The organism is Dyadobacter sp. CY261 (assembly GCF_021440085.1).
Lineage (GTDB): Bacteria > Bacteroidota > Bacteroidia > Cytophagales > Spirosomataceae > Dyadobacter.
In genome coordinates this window covers 212,468-231,088 of record NZ_JAKCPW010000006.1, presented here as the reverse complement: position 1 = coordinate 231,088, position 18,621 = coordinate 212,468, and the positions used below count along the sequence as shown (strand labels likewise).

General features: G+C 45.4%; 18 protein-coding genes. 13 read left to right on the top strand and 5 right to left on the bottom strand.

The window, feature by feature from the left end:
• Nucleotides 1-51 precede the first annotated feature (51 nt).
• Nucleotides 52-1,944 (bottom strand): amidophosphoribosyltransferase, encoded by a 1,893-nt coding sequence (locus LZD49_RS18245; RefSeq protein WP_234669013.1) that lies wholly within the window; start codon nucleotides 1,942-1,944, stop codon nucleotides 52-54.
• Nucleotides 1,945-2,270: 326 nt separating this feature from the next.
• On the opposite strand from LZD49_RS18245, the gene recO reads away from it, so the two are divergent.
• Complete coding sequence (gene recO, locus LZD49_RS18240; RefSeq protein WP_234669012.1) at nucleotides 2,271-2,966, top strand: DNA repair protein RecO; 696 nt, start codon at nucleotides 2,271-2,273, stop codon at nucleotides 2,964-2,966.
• Between the two features lie 68 nt (nucleotides 2,967-3,034).
• Nucleotides 3,035-3,736: a hypothetical protein gene (locus LZD49_RS18235; protein WP_234669011.1), complete on the top strand. Its 702-nt coding sequence runs from the start codon at nucleotides 3,035-3,037 to the stop codon at nucleotides 3,734-3,736.
• A 433-nt stretch (nucleotides 3,737-4,169) separates the two neighbouring features.
• Here LZD49_RS18235 and lptB read toward each other — a convergent pair whose 3' ends face one another.
• A complete protein-coding gene (lptB, locus tag LZD49_RS18230; protein WP_234669010.1) occupies nucleotides 4,170-4,901 on the bottom strand; it encodes an LPS export ABC transporter ATP-binding protein in 732 nt (243 codons plus the stop codon).
• A 17-nt stretch (nucleotides 4,902-4,918) separates the two neighbouring features.
• The gene (recJ, locus tag LZD49_RS18225) at nucleotides 4,919-6,631 is read right to left on the bottom strand and encodes a single-stranded-DNA-specific exonuclease RecJ (RefSeq protein ID WP_234669009.1); all 1,713 of its coding nucleotides are present in this window, start codon (nucleotides 6,629-6,631) and stop codon (nucleotides 4,919-4,921) included.
• 118 nt (nucleotides 6,632-6,749) lie between these two features.
• On the opposite strand from recJ, the gene ruvX reads away from it, so the two are divergent.
• The 3 genes from ruvX to LZD49_RS18210 are packed head-to-tail and all read left to right on the top strand — an operon-like array spanning nucleotide 6,750 to nucleotide 8,614.
• On the top strand, nucleotides 6,750-7,163 hold the full coding sequence (gene ruvX / locus LZD49_RS18220; protein WP_234669008.1) for a Holliday junction resolvase RuvX: 414 nt from the start codon (nucleotides 6,750-6,752) through the stop codon (nucleotides 7,161-7,163).
• Nucleotides 7,164-7,210: 47 nt separating this feature from the next.
• Nucleotides 7,211-7,798 (top strand): peptide deformylase, encoded by a 588-nt coding sequence (gene def, locus LZD49_RS18215; RefSeq protein WP_234669007.1) that lies wholly within the window; start codon nucleotides 7,211-7,213, stop codon nucleotides 7,796-7,798.
• A gap of 24 nt (nucleotides 7,799-7,822) precedes the next feature.
• The gene (locus LZD49_RS18210) at nucleotides 7,823-8,614 is read left to right on the top strand and encodes an amidohydrolase (protein WP_234669006.1); all 792 of its coding nucleotides are present in this window, start codon (nucleotides 7,823-7,825) and stop codon (nucleotides 8,612-8,614) included.
• A gap of 24 nt (nucleotides 8,615-8,638) precedes the next feature.
• Here the strand turns inward: LZD49_RS18210 and gatC are convergent, their stop codons facing one another.
• The gene (gene gatC, locus LZD49_RS18205; protein WP_234669005.1) at nucleotides 8,639-8,926 is read right to left on the bottom strand and encodes an Asp-tRNA(Asn)/Glu-tRNA(Gln) amidotransferase subunit GatC; all 288 of its coding nucleotides are present in this window, start codon (nucleotides 8,924-8,926) and stop codon (nucleotides 8,639-8,641) included.
• Nucleotides 8,927-9,552: 626 nt separating this feature from the next.
• Here gatC and LZD49_RS18200 point away from each other — a divergent pair.
• From LZD49_RS18200 to LZD49_RS18175, 6 genes are all read left to right on the top strand, one after another.
• Nucleotides 9,553-10,392: a MotA/TolQ/ExbB proton channel family protein gene (locus tag LZD49_RS18200; protein ID WP_234669004.1), complete on the top strand. Its 840-nt coding sequence runs from the start codon at nucleotides 9,553-9,555 to the stop codon at nucleotides 10,390-10,392.
• A gap of 61 nt (nucleotides 10,393-10,453) precedes the next feature.
• Entirely contained in the window at nucleotides 10,454-11,065 is a 612-nt protein-coding gene (locus LZD49_RS18195) for a biopolymer transporter ExbD (RefSeq protein WP_234669003.1), read from the top strand.
• 28 nt (nucleotides 11,066-11,093) lie between these two features.
• Complete coding sequence (locus LZD49_RS18190) at nucleotides 11,094-11,675, top strand: biopolymer transporter ExbD (RefSeq protein WP_234669002.1); 582 nt, start codon at nucleotides 11,094-11,096, stop codon at nucleotides 11,673-11,675.
• A gap of 27 nt (nucleotides 11,676-11,702) precedes the next feature.
• Nucleotides 11,703-12,527 carry an energy transducer TonB gene (locus LZD49_RS18185; RefSeq protein ID WP_234669001.1) on the top strand — a complete coding sequence of 275 codons (825 nt, stop codon included), beginning with the start codon at nucleotides 11,703-11,705 and terminating at the stop codon, nucleotides 12,525-12,527.
• A 218-nt stretch (nucleotides 12,528-12,745) separates the two neighbouring features.
• Nucleotides 12,746-13,693, top strand: coding sequence for a substrate-binding domain-containing protein (locus tag LZD49_RS18180; protein WP_234669000.1), 948 nt, complete (start codon nucleotides 12,746-12,748; stop codon nucleotides 13,691-13,693).
• Nucleotides 13,694-13,771: 78 nt separating this feature from the next.
• Nucleotides 13,772-15,529, top strand: a complete 1,758-nt coding sequence (locus LZD49_RS18175) for a tetratricopeptide repeat protein (RefSeq protein WP_234668999.1) — start codon at nucleotides 13,772-13,774, stop codon at nucleotides 15,527-15,529.
• A 92-nt stretch (nucleotides 15,530-15,621) separates the two neighbouring features.
• Here the strand turns inward: LZD49_RS18175 and LZD49_RS18170 are convergent, their stop codons facing one another.
• The gene (locus tag LZD49_RS18170; RefSeq protein WP_090156055.1) at nucleotides 15,622-15,828 is read right to left on the bottom strand and encodes a hypothetical protein; all 207 of its coding nucleotides are present in this window, start codon (nucleotides 15,826-15,828) and stop codon (nucleotides 15,622-15,624) included.
• Between the two features lie 103 nt (nucleotides 15,829-15,931).
• Between LZD49_RS18170 and LZD49_RS18165 the strand changes: the two genes are divergently transcribed.
• Together LZD49_RS18165 and aroC are read left to right on the top strand one after the other, a co-directional pair.
• The gene (locus LZD49_RS18165; RefSeq protein ID WP_234668998.1) at nucleotides 15,932-17,332 is read left to right on the top strand and encodes a BatD family protein; all 1,401 of its coding nucleotides are present in this window, start codon (nucleotides 15,932-15,934) and stop codon (nucleotides 17,330-17,332) included.
• Between the two features lie 5 nt (nucleotides 17,333-17,337).
• A complete protein-coding gene (gene aroC / locus LZD49_RS18160) occupies nucleotides 17,338-18,417 on the top strand; it encodes a chorismate synthase (RefSeq protein WP_234668997.1) in 1,080 nt (359 codons plus the stop codon).
• Nucleotides 18,418-18,621 lie beyond the last annotated feature (204 nt).

Sequence of the window (18,621 nt, the reverse complement as noted above, 5' to 3'; positions counted from 1 at the left end):
AAAAATAGCCAACCTGTTTCCAAGTCGGCTATTATAATTTAAAACTTAATATCAGTAAGCCCTTTCTAATTTACCCTCATAAGAATTAGTAAAGGCCTTGTTCACAACTTTATTGCCACCTTGTGTGGGATAGTTTCCGGTGAAGTACCAGTCTCCCAGGTGGGCAGGGCAGGCTTTGTGCAGGTTTTCTACTGTCTGGAAAACCACTGAAAGCTCGGCATTCAAGCCCTTAGGGCGAATAATCTCAGCAATTTTTTGCGAAATCTCTTCGTCGGTGAAAGGCTCATATAATGCTTTGACAAAGTTGGTATGATATGGATTCTTCGTTGCTAATGCCGTAACACTTTGAGTGTAAGCATCTTCCAATTTGTATTCCATATCGCGTTCTTCCAACAACTTCAATACAGCACGGTAAGCGACAAAATCCTTCATTCTGGACATATCGATACCATAGCAATCAGGGAAGCGGATTTGCGGTGCCGAAGAGGCAACGACTATTTTCTTCGGTTTCAGACGGTCAAGCATGGTCAGAATGCTCTTTTCAAGCGTAGTACCGCGTACAATAGAGTCATCGATGATCACGACGGTGTCTATATTCTTGCGAACCACTTCAAAAGTTGTGTCATATACGCTCGAAACCATATCATCGCGCAAAGCGTCCGCTGTGATGAATGTGCGTGACTTCACATCTTTTGTTACCAGTTTTTCGATTCTGGGTCGGAACGAAAGCACCTTTTCAAGGTCGGCTTCAAAAAGGATTCCTTCCATGATGGCCTGCTTCCGCTTCTTGGCCAGGTATTCTTCCAGACCTTCGATCATTCCCAGGAACGCCGTTTCAGCAGTATTAGGAATATAAGAGAAAATCGTGTTTTCGAGGTCGTAATTAACTTCTTTGAGAATCTGTGGGATCAGCAATTTTCCGAGCTGCTTACGCTCGTTATAAATATCCGGATCGGTTCCACGGGAGAAGTAAATGCGCTCGAAACTACACGATCGTTTTTCCAGGCGTGGAAGGATCGGGAACTCGTTGTACTCGCCATTTTTATCAATAATAAGGGCAGACCCAGGCGTTATTTCAGTGATCTGATTATAATCGACGTTGAAAGCTGCCTTGATTGCCTGCTTTTCAGACGCTACCACAACCACTTCATCATCAGCATAATAGAATGCCGGGCGGATGCCAGCCGGGTCACGAATCACGAAGGATGCTCCGTAACCGGTAAGACCACACATTGCGTAACCACCGTCGAAGTCACGACAAGAGCGGTATAGCAGGCGGGGCAGATCGATGTTGTCTTCGATGACGTCGGACAACGTCGGGTTTTCATATACTCCTTTGAAACGCTCGAACACTCGCTGGTTTTCTTCATCTAGGAAATGTCCAATTTTTTCCATTACCGTTACGGTGTCTACTTTCTCTTTCGGATGCTGGCCTAATGAAACCAATTTTCCGAAAAGTTCATCCACGTTGGTCATGTTGAAATTACCAGCCATAACCAGGTTGCGGCTTCTCCAGTTGCTTTGGCGCAACATCGGGTGGCAGTTCTCCACTTCGTTGGTGCCGTGCGTACCATAGCGAAGATGCCCTAGCCATACTTCGCCCGTGAAAGCAAGGTTTTCCTGCAACCATTTCCCGTCGCTGGCGTGATCTCTATTGTTTTTAAGACCTTTTCGGAATTTCTTGTGGATTTTGGAAAAAATATCCGTAAGTGGCTGAGGCTCTACGGATCTGTATCGACTGATATACCGTTTCCCGGGTGGGACGTCGATCTTGATATTGGCTACTCCGGCTCCATCCTGGCCCCGGTTAACCTGTTTTTCCATCATAACCGAAAGCTTGTGGACAGCATACAACGGCGTTTCGTACTTGTCGATGTAGTATTGGTAAGGCTTTCTAAGACGGATAAGTGCTATGCCGCACTCATGCTTAATGGCGTCGCTCATAAGAAGAGTTGTGCTTAGAGATATTGGTGCTTGCTGGTATGCAAAGCGTATTCCCTGAATATTAACCTAACGAAATTCTATTCTCGTTTAGTTCGTTATTTCTTACAAAGGTACAAATCCTTTGGCTTAAAAAACTCCAAAAATGCCCAATTTTTCAAATCCTTCCGTGGGTTGAAAAATCGACGGGCCTGGATTTGGTGTCTCTTGGTAAAATCACTGCTCCACCCAATTCAATGTCGGCAGTTTTAACTGCCTGGCCGCATTAGATAAAACTATCTATTATAAGAAAGATAGCTATTTTTGATCAGATAGATATTAAAATTTATATGCTTCACAAAACCCGTGGTATTGCATTGAGCTACATCCGTTACAGGGAGTCTTCGATCATAGCTAAAATCTACACGGAAGCCTTTGGTATACAAACTTATATAGTCAATGGCGTGCGAAGCAGCAAGTCGAAAACCAACCGGATAGCGTTCTTTCAGCCGCTTACCTTGCTTGATATGGTCGTGTATCACAAACGTAAGGAAGATTCCATTCACCGTATTTCGGAGATCAAATGCTACGCTCCATTTTTCACAATCCCCTATGATGTAACAAAATCGGGTCTGGCGCTCTTTATGACTGAAATGCTCGGCAAAACTTTACGCGAGGAAGAAAATAACGAGCCATTGTTCCATTTTATTGAGCAATCGGTGCTGTATCTAGATGAGGCTGAAACAGGTTTTGAAAACTTTCATATTCAGTTTTTGGTGCAGCTAGCACACTATCTTGGCTTTGGAGTGGAGACGGTCCATGACCTTGAAAGTGAATTGAAGGCTAATCATTATCCGCATTTGCCAGATGCGCAAGAGCATCAGGTTACGGAACAAATGCTGGAAAATGGCTACGGTTTGTCCGTTGCGTTGGACAGGACACGTCGTGCTAATATCTTGGAAAAGATGATTTTCTTTTACAAAATCCACATGGAAGGGCTGGGAGAGATCAAGTCGCTGGATGTTTTGCGAGAAGTTTTGCGCTGAAAGTTGCCTAAGACATAAATTGGCATAATTTTGATAACGTATATGGTAACTCCATTAAACCAAATGCAATGAAACATATACTTACGACCGCCTTTTTGCTTATATCTTTTCTGTCATTCGCCCAGGTCCCCAAAGGCGCGTGGAAGTCGCAGGAGCCGACGGGCAGCGCTTCAACCCTCATTGTGGCCGATAATTACCTGGTCATTGCCTCGTATAGCATTGGTAACAAATACTTCGAGCGAACGGAAGGTGGGCCGTTCTCAATGGAAGGAGATAAGATGACCTACACGCCCGAATTCAATTCGGCTGATACCGCAAAAATCGGAATTCCAATTGTGTTCAATGTGACTGTGAAGGATGATATTCTGACATTGCGCTATGAAGAAGCGATGGTATGGATGCGTGTGGATGATGCCACGAACGTACCTATGGCTGGTGCATGGCACATTACCGAACGCGACAACGGGCAGGGCTCATTGGTCCAAATACACCAGGATGGGACGCGTAAAACACTTAAATTACTTTCTAAAACCCGTTTTCAATGGTTTGCCGTTGATCCTGCCGTGAAAGGATTTTATGCAACCGGCGGGGGAACTTACACGGCCAAAGACGGAAAATACACCGAAAATATCCAGTTCTTCTCTAAAGATAACAACCGCGTCGGTTCATCATTGTCATTTGCTTTCAAGCTGGACAATGGCCGCTGGGACCATAGCGGCAAAAGCAGCGATGGCAAACCTGTACATGAAATATGGGAAAAGATCCCATGACATTTAATCGATCAGTTCGGCTCTTGCGAGAATGTAGCATACTTTGAAAAAGAAGGGTTACGTGAAGTGACCCTATGCTAAATTTTGTCTATTTAGATTTGTTCAAAATAATTTTTGTCAAACATTTGAATCATTCTAAATAGATAATATATTTGCCTCGGTTTAAACGGCAATGTGAATGAGCGCTTTGATTGATACTGATTACAATGTGGGAGCTGAACAAGGGTGTTTCTGGATGAAAAGCTTCGAAGACAGTAGTGAATGTGTGTTTAAGAAGTGTTGCGAGAAATACAAGAAGAAGGGTAAGCATTGTAAAAAGTGCCCTAAAAAGTAACATTTGCTGTTACTCCATTAATGAGTAATACAGTTCATGGTGAATAATTGTAAGAGAGGGAGTGCCATCTGAGCGTTCCCTTTTCTATGCTGGAGGCTTTCAGATCTTCCTTTTTAACTCGAAATTCTGACCCAGGTAAACGCGCCGCACTACTTCATCTTCCGCCAGATCTTCGGCTGTTCCCTGTTTCAATATCTTTCCCTCAAATAGCAAATAGGCCCGGTCGGTAATCGAAAGGGTTTCGTTTACATTGTGGTCGGTAATGAGAATGCCGATGTTTTTGTGTTTTAGCTTGGCAACAATGCTTTGGATATCTTCCACAGCAATAGGGTCTACGCCAGCGAATGGCTCATCAAGTAGAATGAACTTGGGGTCCACGGCCAGCGCTCTCGCGATTTCCGTCCGGCGGCGCTCACCACCTGATAGTACCATCCCCTTACTTTTACGGACGTGCCCAAGGTGAAATTCTTCGATCAGTTCTTCGACCTTGTGTTTCTGGTCTGCTCGGGAAAGGTCGGTCATTTCCAGTACAGCTTTAATATTTTCTTCCACTGTCAATGTGCGGAAAACGGATGCTTCCTGTGCGAGATAACCCAGGCCAAGTCGTGCGCGCTTGTACATAGGGAGGCTCGTAATGTCCTTGTCGTCGAGATATACTTTGCCGCTATTAGGCTTCACGAGTCCCACCGCCATATAAAAGGATGTGGTTTTACCTGCACCGTTCGGTCCGAGTAGCCCGACGATCTCGCCTTGCTCCACCTGGTAGCTTACATTATTATTGACAAGACGAACCCCGTATTTCTTAACCAGGTTTTCAGTTCTTAGTATCATTGTTCGTTAAAGTGCTTTCAATGCAGCTTGATGTCTTTCAACGAAAGCTGTAAGGTTTTCTTATCACGGAAATTATTCTCTTCGAGGCAATAGCAGATCGAGAATGGTCTTCCATTGACAATATCAGGATAAAAATGTCCCATTCCGAAACCGACTGCGGTAAACGCCGCCGAGTTGTTCTGTTTTACTTCAAACTTAATATGCTTTTCCTTCATCAAACTCGGGCGGCCGACCAGCGTCATATTCCTTGATTCAAAAACCGGCGTCATATTGCCTGGCCCAAATGGACCCATTTGCCGGAGGACGTTGTAAAACTTTGGCGTAATATGTTCGAGATCCAGCAGCATATCCACGTTGATCATCGGCACAAGCTGATCCGGCAGGATGCGGCTACTCACGATTTCATTGAACCGCGTCCGGAATGCCTCGACATTATCTAATGGCAATGTCAGTCCTGCAGCAAAGGTATGGCCGCCATATTGTTCCAAAAGATCGGCACATTCTTCGATCGCTTCATAGACATCAAAACCCGGGACAGAACGTGCCGAACCGGCCGCTTTTCCGTGTGATTGTGTCAGAATGATCGTTGGACGATGGTATTTCTCGATACACCGGCTGGCCACAATCCCGATTACGCCTTTATGCCAGTCTTCCTTATATAATACAGTACTTTTTGCATTCGAAAACCATTCATCGTTTTCGATCATAAGAAGTGCCTGCTCGGTAATGCTCGAATCGAAACTACGGCGTTCGCTATTGTGTTTGTTGATCTCTTCCGCAAATTCCAGGGCCTCTTCCTCAATCTCCGAGAGCAACAGTCGCACAGCTTCCTTAGCATGCTTGATCCTTCCAGCCGCATTGATCCTCGGCCCAAGCCCAAACACGACATTGGTAATATCCAGCGCCCCGCTCATGCCCGAAATCTGTATTAATGCCTTAATGCCCGTTCTGGGTTTAGCATTCAATGTCTGCAACCCATAATAGGCCAGTATGCGGTTTTCGCCGGTAATGGGCACAATGTCGGAAGCAATGCTGACTACCAGCAAATCCAGATAGTCGTAAAGCGTTGCGGGATCGAGGCCTTGTTTGATACAAAATGCCTGCAAAAGCTTGAAACCTACACCACAACCGGTTAGCTCTTTATAAGGATAAAGGCAATCCTCGCGTTTTGGGTCAAGTACAGCCACTGCCGGCGGAAGTTCGTCGCCAGGTCGGTGGTGGTCGCATATGATGAAATCGATACCTTTTTCCGCTGCGGCGGTTACTTTGTCAACAGATTTTACGCCGCAATCAAGTGTGACTATTAAGGAATAGCCATTGACAGCGGCCCACTCCACACCTTGCCAGGAAACACCGTAGCCTTCCTCGTAGCGATCGGGAATGTAATAGTCCAGATTTGGATAAAATCTTTTGAGAAAACCATAAAACAGTGCGACGGAAGTGGTACCATCCACATCGTAGTCACCGTACACCAGTATTTTCTCATTGTAATCAATAGCTTTGATCAAACGATCTACTCCCTCTTCCATGTCCTTCATCATGAACGGGTCGTGCAGATGTTTAATATCAGGGCGGAAAAAATCGCGCGATTGGTCGAAATCCAAAATACCGCGCTGAACCAAAAGCATTGCCAGCGAAGGACTTACTTTGAGGGATTCTGTAAGTCTCTGTGCAACCTGTTCTTGTTCAGAGGTGAAAGGAGGGTAATGTATCCAGCGCTTTTCAATCATATAGCAAAGATAGTCGGATTCGGGAATGCTTGCTGCCAAAATGTGCAATCGGGCAGCCAATCGGGAAAAGCTAACCGAAAGGTCTTATCTTTGCAAACTATTAACATATTTTAAGCCCATGCCACGTCTCCTGGCGATCGATTACGGTGCCAAACGCAGCGGAATAGCCGTAACAGACCCGTTGAAAATCATCGCAACTGCACTCGATACGGTTCCCACACACCAGCTGGCCGATTTTCTAAAAAAGTATACGTTGGCTGAGGAAGTGGAAGCATTTGTAGTTGGAATGCCTAAAAAGCTCGATAATACGGATAGCGAGAATGCGGCGAGGGTCTCTGCTTTTGTCAAAACATTGCAAAAGACATTTCCCGAAATCCCGGTGCATTTGCACGACGAGCGTTTTACATCATCCATGGCGCTTCAATCCATGATCGCCGCAGGGTCGAAAAAGAGCGACCGGCGTGATAAAGGAAATATCGACAAAGTGAGCGCGACGATCATTCTCCAGTCCTACATGGAAAGCAAAAGGTAGAATTTGTAAGTAGTATATATTATATAGGAAGAAAAGTTTCAATTAACATGATTTATCCAATAGTTGCATACGGTGACCCGATCCTGAGAAAGCCAACCCGTTTTATCGACAGAGATGAAGTGGATTTGAAGAAGCTTTCGGAGGATATGTTTGAAACCATGCATGGCGCCAACGGGGTAGGCCTGGCCGCGCCACAGATCGGTCTGAATATCCGCATTTTCGTAGTGGACGGTACGCCGTTTGCCGAAAAGGATGAGGAGGAGGACGACGACGAACCGGATTTGTCGCTGGTCGATTTCAAAAAAACATTTATAAATCCTGAAATACTGGAAGAAACCGGGGAAGAGTGGGCATTCGAAGAAGGTTGCCTGAGTATTCCGGGCATCCGCGGCGACGTGTACCGCCCTGACACGCTCCGTATCCGTTACCGCGACCTCGATTGGAATGAGCATGAAGAAGTATATTCCGGGATGGCCGCCCGCATTATTCAGCACGAATATGACCATTTGCTTGGAAAGCTATTCGTGGATTACCTGCCGACGCTGAAAAAACAGTTCATCAAAAAAAAATTAACGGATATTTCTAAAGGCAATGTGGATGCTGATTACCGCATGCGTTTCCCCAGCCGAAGATAGGTTTTAACAAATAGATATTCGGGAATGCAGGAACACACGGAAACCCTTTCGATCGCATTGGTCCAAGCTGATTTACATTGGGAAAATGTGACGGCCAACCTGGCCACATTCGAAGAAAAGCTGGCGGCATTGCCGGAGCCCATCGATGTGATCGTATTACCGGAAATGTTTAACACCGGTTTCACGATGAATACAGCGCTCGCTGAGCCGATGAACCTTACCACCACGCGCTGGATGAAGCAGGTTGCAAAGCAGACCAATGCACTGATGATCGGAAGCTTTGCGGTGAATGACGGAGGCAATTACTTTAATCGCCTGCTGTGCGTGCGCCCGGACGGCACCTGGTCCAAGAGCGACAAGCGGCATCTTTTTAGGATGGGGGAGGAGAATGACCATTACACTGCGGGCAGTACGCGGCTGATGGTTGAATGGAAGGGCTGGAAAATATGTCCACTGGTTTGTTATGATCTCCGATTCCCTGTATGGAGTCGTAACCTGCAACGCGATCCCTACGACATCTTATTATATGTAGCGAACTGGCCCGCACGCCGAGCGCATGCTTGGAATACGCTCCTGCAAGCGAGGGCAATCGAAAATCAATGTTATGTAGTGGGAGTAAACCGGATTGGGATCGATGGGAACGGACTTGAATACCGCGGCGATTCCGTGGCGCTCGATTACCTGGGCGAACCCGCGGCAATGCTCACCAACCAGGAAACGGAAAGAGTCGTACATATTTCAAAGGCGGAGCTCGATGCTTACCGCCTGAGCTTCCCCGCGTTATCAGACGCCGATGATTTTGAAATCAATTGTTGAGGTATAGGACATTGTGTCCTATACTTACTCAATCACCTTAGGTACCATTATATATGTACTGTTTTTCGACGGCGCATTCGACAATGCTTCTTCACGGGTGAGCGTGTTGGCACCCTTATCCTCACGCCAGTTATTTTCTTCGTCAAGCATGTGCGTCAAAGGCTCCACTCCTTGCGTATCTATTTCATTGAGCTGGTCCATCCAGGTAAGAACTGAATCCATGCTATTTAAGAGCGCCGCTTCTTCCTCGGGCCTGATCTCCAACCGCGCAAGGTGCGCGATCTTGTTGAGCGACTCCTGGTCTATCTTCATGGTATTTTAAGAATTTGTTAAGTTAACAGCCACATCATGCATGTAAAGCCAAAATTACCGGATTTTTGTCATTCCGTTAGTGGTAAGCTCCGGGAAATTGAAGAGGGCGGTCTTCGCAGGGAGAAAAATCAGGGCTGCGAACGGATTGATTAAGTCAAATTTCACGACATGGGGGAAATTTCCGGCATGTGAAATTTAAAATTGTTGTCAAGACACTTAGTAGGAGGAAAATAATATTTGCTTTTCTAAGGTAATGTTGAAATATTTTGAAATGCAAATCTCCTCACTAAAAAACATGTTGCTACATATGAACGCAAAGAGTACAATTATATGAAAGTGCCTGCGATGCGGGTATTTCCTTACAGATCAGTATTAAAACAGGAATTTTTACTAAAAATAGAAGGGAGGGTAATCTTTAAATTATGCAATTCGGAGCGGTTTCTGCGAAAAATTTGAGAAAAAATCTGCCGAAACGCTTGCTTTTTTTTAAAAGGAAAACTCATACTTTTGTAGATGTCGTTTATCCGAGAGGCATTCAAAATTTTATTTTACGAAAACCAGTTTAAACCAAAAGTTTTATTTAATTCACAACCAAAATCTCAATTTAACCTTTAAAAGTAAGTCTGATGGAAAAGAAAGCTACAAGTCCGGCACCAGCTCCAAAGCCTGCTGCGGCAGCAACTAAAGGCAAAGGCGGTTTGAACCCGGCATTGGTAATCCCTCTCCTTTTTGCGATTGCACTTTGCGTTTACATTTTCGTGTTGGGTGCTCCCGAACACTTCAAAGATGGCGATCACGAAAAAGGGCCTATCGATGGTGATTACTACGGAATCGTTTACAAGGGAGGTCCTATCGTACCAATCTTGATGACGTGTTTCCTCATTGTATTGACCTTTACAATCGAGCGTCTGATCACATTGAACAAAGCAAGCGGCTCAGGCAGCATTGATTCGTTCGTTCGCAAAGTGAGAAGCCTGCTTGACAAAAACCAAATCGAAGAAGCTATCAAAGAATGCGATAGACAAAAAGGATCTGTTGGTAACGTTATCAAAGCAGGTCTGTTGAAATATAAGCAATTGACCACTGAGACTGCGCTTGACAAAGAGCAGAAATTGGCGGCTCTTCAGAAAGAGATCGAAGAGGCTACTACGCTTGAACTTCCAATGCTTCAGAAAAACCTTACCATCATCGCAACACTTGCGGGTGCATCTACCCTCTTGGCGCTTCTTGGAACAGTAATTGGTATGATCAAGGCGTTCGCGGCTTTGGGTACATCAGGTTCTCCTGACTCTGCGGCTCTTGCGACTGGTATTTCTGAGGCTCTTATCAATACAGCGTTGGGTATCGGTACTTCGGCAATCGCTACAATCTCTTATGCTTACCTGAACAGCCGTGTTGACGACCTTACTTACAGCATCGACGAAATCGGCATGAGCCTTCAGTCGAACTTTGCTGCACATTATTAATAGTTCGCTGAACTATTTTATAGTGAAGTTTCGTTAATATAAAAAAAACTTATATATTTGTATGGGAAAGGTAAGGCCTAAGAAACATGCGCCGCATACTGATATGACGGCCATGACGGATGTTGCCTTCTTGCTCTTGACATTCTTCATTATGACGGCGACTTTTAAGTCGAACGATGCAGAGATTACAACACCTACATCGATTTCGCAGATCAAAGTGCCGGATGATAAGATTATGGTCATTAGTATTGATAAATCAGGGAAGGTGTTCTTTGGTGTTGACGCCCAGCCTACTCGCGCTGCGATGCTGGAGAACATTGGTCAGGCTAAAGGCATCACATTCACTGATACAGAGAAAGCCAAGTTTGCACTGCAGTCGAGCTTTGGTGTGCCCCTGAATCAGTTGAAGCCCTGGCTGAACATGCCAAAGGAGCAAATGAGCCAGGTGAAGCAACCAGGGATCCCGGTTGATTCCACAGGCGCCAGCGAATTGGCAGACTGGGTTTATGCTGCACGTAAAGCGGACAGCCAGCTACGTATCGCATTGAAAGGAGACAATCTGTCGAAATTCCCTGCATTCAAAGACGTACTGGCGAACCTGCAATCGCAGAATATTAACAAGTTCAACCTGATCACAGGTAGCGAACAAGCACCGGCCGGTTATACAAACTAATAATGTTATCATTTAATATTTAGAAGAAATGGCAGCAATTGAAGAATCCGGTGGTGGTGGGCACGGTAAAGGTGATGGTAAGGTACGCGGTAAGAAAATGTCCACCCGTGTGGACATGACCCCAATGGTGGACCTAGGATTTTTGCTTATCACTTTTTTCATGCTTGCGACAACAATGTCAAAACCGACATCCATGTCGCTTGCTGTGCCTGACAAGACCGAAGATCAGGAAAAGCCGACAGAACCTTTGAAAGCGTCGAAAGTATTGACCCTGTTTATGGGCGCTAACGACGACGTATATTATCTGGATGGTATCGCTGCGGATGATGATAAAGCAAAGACTGATTTAAAGACAACCCGCTATGGGTTTGATCTTAGAAGCGTGATCTTCGCATCTCAGAAGCGTATTAATGCAGCTAATCCAAAGGACGAAGACGGTAATGAAGCGTTTGTTGTGGTGATCAAGCCAACGGCAGTATCTACTTACAAAAATATGGTAGACGTTCTGGACGAGATGGCGATTACAAAAACCAAGCGTTATGCGCTTGTGGACAATCTGACCGATGCGGAAAAGAAGGTCCTGGGCGATAAAGTAATACCGAAAAATTAATTCCAAATCAAAATTAATCACAGCGCCATGGCAGAGATAAGCCCGAATGCAACACTGGATGACATAGTGTTTGCGGATCGTAATAAGGCGTACGGAGCTTTTGAACTTCGTCAAGGATATCGCAGAGATGTGACGAAGGCCACTATAATCGGAGCTGCACTTTTTGTTCTTGCCATGTTTACACCGTCGATCATCAATAGCTTGACGGCTGGTAAAGAGGAAGAAGCACCGATGGTTGAAGTGGATTTGATGAAGATTCCGCCGCCGCCAATTGACCCGGCAGAACCACCACCACCGCCACCACCACCAGTGGAAGCACCCAAGGTGAACACGGTGAAGTTTTTGCCTCCTGAGGTTAAGAAAGATGAAGAGGTTCCCGAAGAGGTGCCACCACCAACAGTTGAGGAAATCAAAGAAGCTGTTGTTGCTGACAAAACCATTGAAGGTGATCCTAATGCGAACGAAATCATTGTTGCACCCGAAGCTGTTGCGGCGCCTAGCAAAGGAACAGTAGTGGAAGCAGCCCCTGAGCCTGAAAAGGTATTTACAGTGGTTGAACAGCAACCTGAGTTCCCGGGAGGTACCACAGAAATGTACAAGTATCTTTCAAAAAATATCAAATACCCGAGTGCGGCATCCCGTGCTAACGTTTCAGGAAGGGTGTTCTTATCCTTCGTTGTTAACATCGACGGAAGTATCCAGGATGTGGCTGTATTGAAAGGATTGGGTTTTGGTTGCGATGAAGAAGCGATACGTGTAGTGAAAGCTATGCCAAAGTGGAAGCCAGGAAAGCAATCAGGACGTGCAGTTCGTGTAAAATACAACCTGCCAATTAACTTCCAATTGGAGTAAGGCATGAGGGGGAAACCATTGCATGAAAAGCTCGGTGATCTGACCTCTTCGGTAATGGCTCTGACATACGTAGGAGGAGGGGTCTTTTTGATCTTCTCCTCCTTCTCTTTTAGATTGTTACCTATCGGTAGCGTTTGGCGGTATGTTTTTGCTGGCACGCTTATTTTATATGGGCTTTACCGAGGGTACAGAGTGTTGAGAAGAAATCAGGAGGAGTCATGAAAACGAAACTGGCAGCACTACTGCTGTTGCTACCGCTCGGAGTAGCAGGACTATTGAGGTGTAACTCGTCTAACGGTGACCTGGATAACCCCCGGCAAGGCACCATTACCATTGCGGCCGACGAGTCGTTTAAGCCGCTGGTGAAGTCGTTGACAAACGCTTATGAGGGGATTTACCCGAATACACATTTCAATATCGACTTTAAGCCGGAGCAGGAAGCCATTCGACAATTGTTGAATGATAGCGCAAGAATAATTTTCACGACGCGCCAATTGAGCGAGAAGGAGCTGGAAGTTATTAAAAGGCAAAAAGGTAGCCAGAAATTTCAGCATATTGCGACTGACGGGCTGGCCTTGGTGATCGGAAAAAGTAATACGGATAGCCTTATCACGGTGCCGGAACTGAAAGCGATTATAGAAGGTAAAATCACCGATTGGTCCCAGATCAAAGGTGAACAGCAGGGACTGATCACTCTGGTTTTCGACAATGCCAATGCAAGTAACCTTAATTTTGTGCTTAACAAATTTGGCGTCAAGAATATACAGAAACTGAGGATCATATCGGCGGGCTCAAATGAAAATGTGATCAAGGATGTGCGGGAGAACCCGACGCACCTGGGTTTCATCGGAGTAAGCTGGATTAGTGACGGGCACTCTCTGGCATCGGAAGAACTGTCGAAAGGCATTCGGGTGATGGGAGTGGCAAAGGACGCTAAGCCAGATTCGCTTGCCGAGTACATCCAGCCGTTTCAGGAGGGATTGGAATTCAAACGTTATCCCTTACACAGGGATGTGTACATTATCAGCCGGGAAGGCTACTCGGGGCTCGGCGGTGGGTTGATGACCTACATCGCCCGGGATGTCGGAGGGCTGATTATCCAGAAAATGGGTTTACTTCCAACGGTGGTTTATCCAAGGGAACTGGAAATCAAGACTGAGTTATAGTGAAAGTAAACAATTAGTAGATTTGGGGCTTGTTATTGAAAAACCAAGTTTTTTATCATTATTTTAACCGGGTAAAAAATGAACAGAAACATGAGAATGAAATTAGTAGCATTGGTATTTGGTTTATTGGCGTTTGTTAACATACATGCACAGACGGTACAGGATGGCTTGGCATTAATTGGCGGAGAACGTTACAATGAAGCGGGTGAGTTGTTTAAGAAACTTGCTGAAGGAAGCCCTTCTGCTGATAACCAATATTACCTTGGTTATTACTATATCAAAACCAACCAATTGGATGAGGCGCAGAAAGCTTTCGAAAAAGGTCTGTCGCTGGATGAAAAGTCTTACCTGAATCAGGTAGGTATGGGAACAATCGCGCTTTCGAAAGGCGATCGTGCGAAAGCGAAAGAGCTTTTCGATGAAGCTGAAAAGAAAAAGAAGAAAGATGCCGAAGTTCTTTTCAGAATAGGTGAGGCTTATACACTGTTTGAGAAAAATAACGATCCCGCTGAAGCAATCCGCCTGCTTGACCTTGCAATTGCCCGTGATAAAAACCTGGCAGATGCTTATCTTGCAAAAGGTGATGCTCTGATGTTGCGTAATGAAGGTGGGAACGCGGTTACAGCTTACGAATATGCTTTGACAGCTAAACCTAATTATGCGGTTGCACACAACGCCATTGGTTCCGTTTATCTGCGTGGTAAAAACTATAACCTCGCGTTGGAAAACTACAAAAAGGCAATCGAAGCTGATGTAAATTTCGCTCCTGCTTACAAGGATCTGGCTGAATTATACTTCTGGGCTCAGAAATATAAACAAGCTGCTGAAAATTTTGACTTGTATTTGCAGAAAAGTGGTAGCACTGACCCTGAGATGAAACTTCGTGGTGCACAGTTCGCATTTACTGCTGACGACTATACAAAGTCGTTACAATTCCTGGAAGAAGCGAAAGGAAAAATCAACAATCCGATCATCAAGCGGATGTATGGATGGGCTTATTTTAAAACGAACAAGCCTGACGAAGCGATCCAAAGTCTGGAAGAGTTCATTAAAGGTTCTCCCGACAAAGTGATTGGTGACGACTACAAATATCTTGGCCGCGCATTGAATGCAAAGGCGACAGACGGCAAAGGATACGACTCACTGGGTATGGAATACATGAAGAAAGGCGCTGACATGGATACGAGCAAGGCTGAATCTGCCGCTGCTTATAAAGAAGTAGCGGGATTGTACTATGCTGCGAAGGATTACCCTAAAGCTGCTGCCGCTTACGAAAAAGGTAACGGCTTGGATACTGCCAAAGCAACTGCTAACGACTATTACTATCAGGGTCTTGCGAACTTTCAAACTGCTCAGGGAATCATCGTTCCCAAATCAGGGGAACCTAATTTTGCCGACAGCGTGAAAATCGCGACTGACAAACGCAATCTTTACTTGAAGTCTGATTCGATTTTCGCTACCGTAACGCAGAAATTGCCGGATTGGCCATATGGTTATTACTGGCGCGCAAGTACGCTTTACAACGCATACGACAGACAAGAAAACGTTGATAAAGGTATTTCTCAACCATACTACCTGAAATTGACTGAACTTGCTGAGAAAGACCCAGATCCAAGTAAATACAAGTCATATTTGAGACTGGCTTACAGTTACCTGGCTTTCCACGCTCAATCAACCTTGAAAGATGAGGCGAAAGCGAAGGAGTATTGGGAGAAGCTGCTCAAGGTAGACCCGGATAACGCTGCTGCTAAAGAAGCGTTGGGACTGGCAGTTGCGCAACCTGCACAGCCTGCTGCTGCTGGTGCTGCCGCTAAACCAGCTCCTAAGAAGAAATAAATCTTAGAAAATCCTATAAAATAAGAAAGCCGCCCGATCTCGGGCGGCTTTCTTATTTTATAGCTCTCGAATATCAAATAGTATTGTTGTTGCTAGTTTAATGAAGAAAGTCTTTCAAAACATGTGTTCAACACTGGCAGGTGAACAGTTGCATAGTGATCGTAACACCACTGCCTAAGCCTTTTGATCTCAGCAGGCATTAACATGCGTATCGCTTTTCGTAGTTCCTTCTCAAATAATTTGCGGTCGAAGCTGACTTTTTGAAGAATAATTTTAATGTATTCAAGCATCGAGGCCATAGTATTATGTAGTTTTGTGGTTTAGGGACAACGATATAAACAAAAGAAACCTTTAAAACGCTTCGTTTTCAGCAATTCCTAATAAAGATAACGAAAAATGGGAATGAAGTTATATGCGTTATTAAATATATTTTTGTGTTTTTCTGCTATTGCGTCTGCACAATCCATCGAAAATGCCGCTACGATCGAGTATGGATCCAAGAATCTGACACTTGATCATCCATTGTTGATATCGGTTGTGTTGCGTGATGTCGAGACAAGGCCTTCTGTTATCTTCCCTGAAATAAAGGATCTGGAGAAAAGGAGCAAGTCGGCTACAAGTTCAGTAAGTACGGTGGATGGAAGAAAAGTTGTAATTCAGACGATCACCCAGGAGTATTATGCTGCGAAGGCGGGGAATTACTTGATCCCGGAATTTAATTTAACTGTCAACAATGTCAGATTGCATTCCGATGAGACAATGGTTGTTTTTGCCAAGTCCAGTGAGGACAAAAATAATTTGCCGACAGCAGAAAATGTGGAGGTAACAGAGGCGGATGATAATAGTCAATCTGTCTTTTTATCCGTGCAAACAGACCGGAAGGAAGTATACATTCGTCAGGGTTTTGCGGTTCGGATATCGCTTTATATTGCCGAGAATGCACCCGTTGAAATGGAATTCTACCGTTTCAACGCCCAGTTGCAGGGAATACTGAAGGCTATCAGGCCGGTAAATTGCTGGGAAGAGAATGTCGGTGTTGAGGAGATTATCAAGCGGAAGGTGACGATCCGCGGTCGACGATTTGCCGAATATAATATGTACCAGGCTCGTTTCTTTCCCATTACTTCGGAAGATATAGAGTTGCCGTCAGTGAAGCTAAATATGTTGGTAACCGAAAGCGGCCGGGCTGTTAACGTACAAAATAAGCTGGTGAAGGCATTTCGGTCCAGGCCGCTCCGTGTCGTCGTGAAGCAGCTTCCCGATCACCCTCTCCGCGATCAAGTAGCAGTTGGTCAGTATAGTTTGCGTGAACGGTTATCTAGCGATTTGGTATATCCAGGCGAGAGTGTCAGATATATGTTCAAGATAGAAGGTGTTGGAAATATTAAAGCGATCCCAGCGCCAGTAGTACCAGCGAGTTCATCATTCGATATTTACCCGCCCGAAGAAAGCCAGGTTGTGAAACGGAGTTATCAGAGCGTGATCGGGGAAAAGACCTTTGACTATTTTGTGGTTCCCCGAAAAGACGGAGAATTCCCTTTGGGCCGTTATTTTCATTGGATCTATTTTAATGTCGAAAAGGAAAAGTATGACACGTTAAGTTCGGCGACCTCACTGGAGGTGAGGGGAGATGAATATAAACTCACAAATTTGTCGCTTTCCGGGTCGTCGGGTTTGTACGACAACCTGGAAAACCTGGACAGCAGTAGCGAGACCATAGATTACAAGAAGATTTTGAAAGATTTGACCAACATTCTCATAGTATTGTTGTTGGTAACAATGATTTGGGTATTTAGAAAGTAAGTTTAATGGGCAGTACATACGGTAAGATATTTAAGATAGCCACTTTCGGTGAATCACACGGTGTGGGGATTGGAGTGGTAGTTGATGGTTGTCCCGCAGGCGTGACATTCGACTCCGATTTTATACAAAGCGAGCTAACCAGGAGAAAGCCTGGGCAGTCGCGCATTACCACGCAGCGGAAAGAGGCAGACGAATTTGAGGTGTTGTCAGGGGTATTCGAGGGAAAAACGACCGGTACGCCTATCGCAATGGTAATCCGAAACGAAGACCAGCGGAGCAAGGACTACTCGCATATAGCGGCGCAATTCAGGCCTTCTCACGCCGATTATACTTATCAGGTGAAATACGGCGTACGCGATTACCGTGGGGGCGGGCGCAGTTCTGCACGGGAAACTGCTGCACGGGTGGCCGCAGGTGCACTTGCGAAGCTGTTATTGGGGGAATTGGGTATTAGCATTCAGGCCTATGTTTCCCAGGTTGGAACGATGAAGCTGGAAAAAAGCTATCAGGAACTCGACCTTTCCGAAACCGAAAACAATGCAGTACGCTGCCCTGATCCTGAAATGGCCCAGCAAATGTTCGATTATATTGATACCATTCGTAAGCAAGGTGATTCAATAGGCGGTGTCGTTAGCTGCGTTGTGAAAGGAACACCGGTAGGTTGGGGAGAGCCTGTGTTTGATAAATTACATGCAGAACTTGGAAAGGCAATGCTGAGCATTAATGCGGTCAAAGGATTTGAATATGGCAGCGGTTTCGATGGTGTGTTGCTTCCAGGATCGCAGCATAACGACGCATTTTATACGGATGAAGGCGGAGGTGTGCACACTCGCACAAATCATTCAGGAGGTATACAAGGAGGTATTTCGAATGGGGAGGATATTTATTTTCGGACAGCATTCAAGCCTGTGGCCACCATTATGCAGGACCAGGAGAGTGTCGATCAATTCGGTAATGTCGCGATCGTTCAAGGAAAGGGACGTCACGACCCGTGTGTAGTACCACGCGCGGTACCTATCGTGGAAGCAATGGCAGCAATAGTTCTGGCGGATTTTTATCTCCGAAACAGATCTAGCAAGCTATGATCAGATCTTATGCCGTTTTCGGCGTAGGTTGAGGCTCAATACGAGCCAGATTGTTCCGATGAATTCTATGGCAAGACCGCTCAGAATGACCGGATCGCTAAATTGAATTTTGGAAGAGTTTAAAAACGAACCGGTTGCCAGCACGATCATGCCAGCAAGGAGGATAAGCACAGCGTTTCTCACACTAAGTTTCACTGACTACAT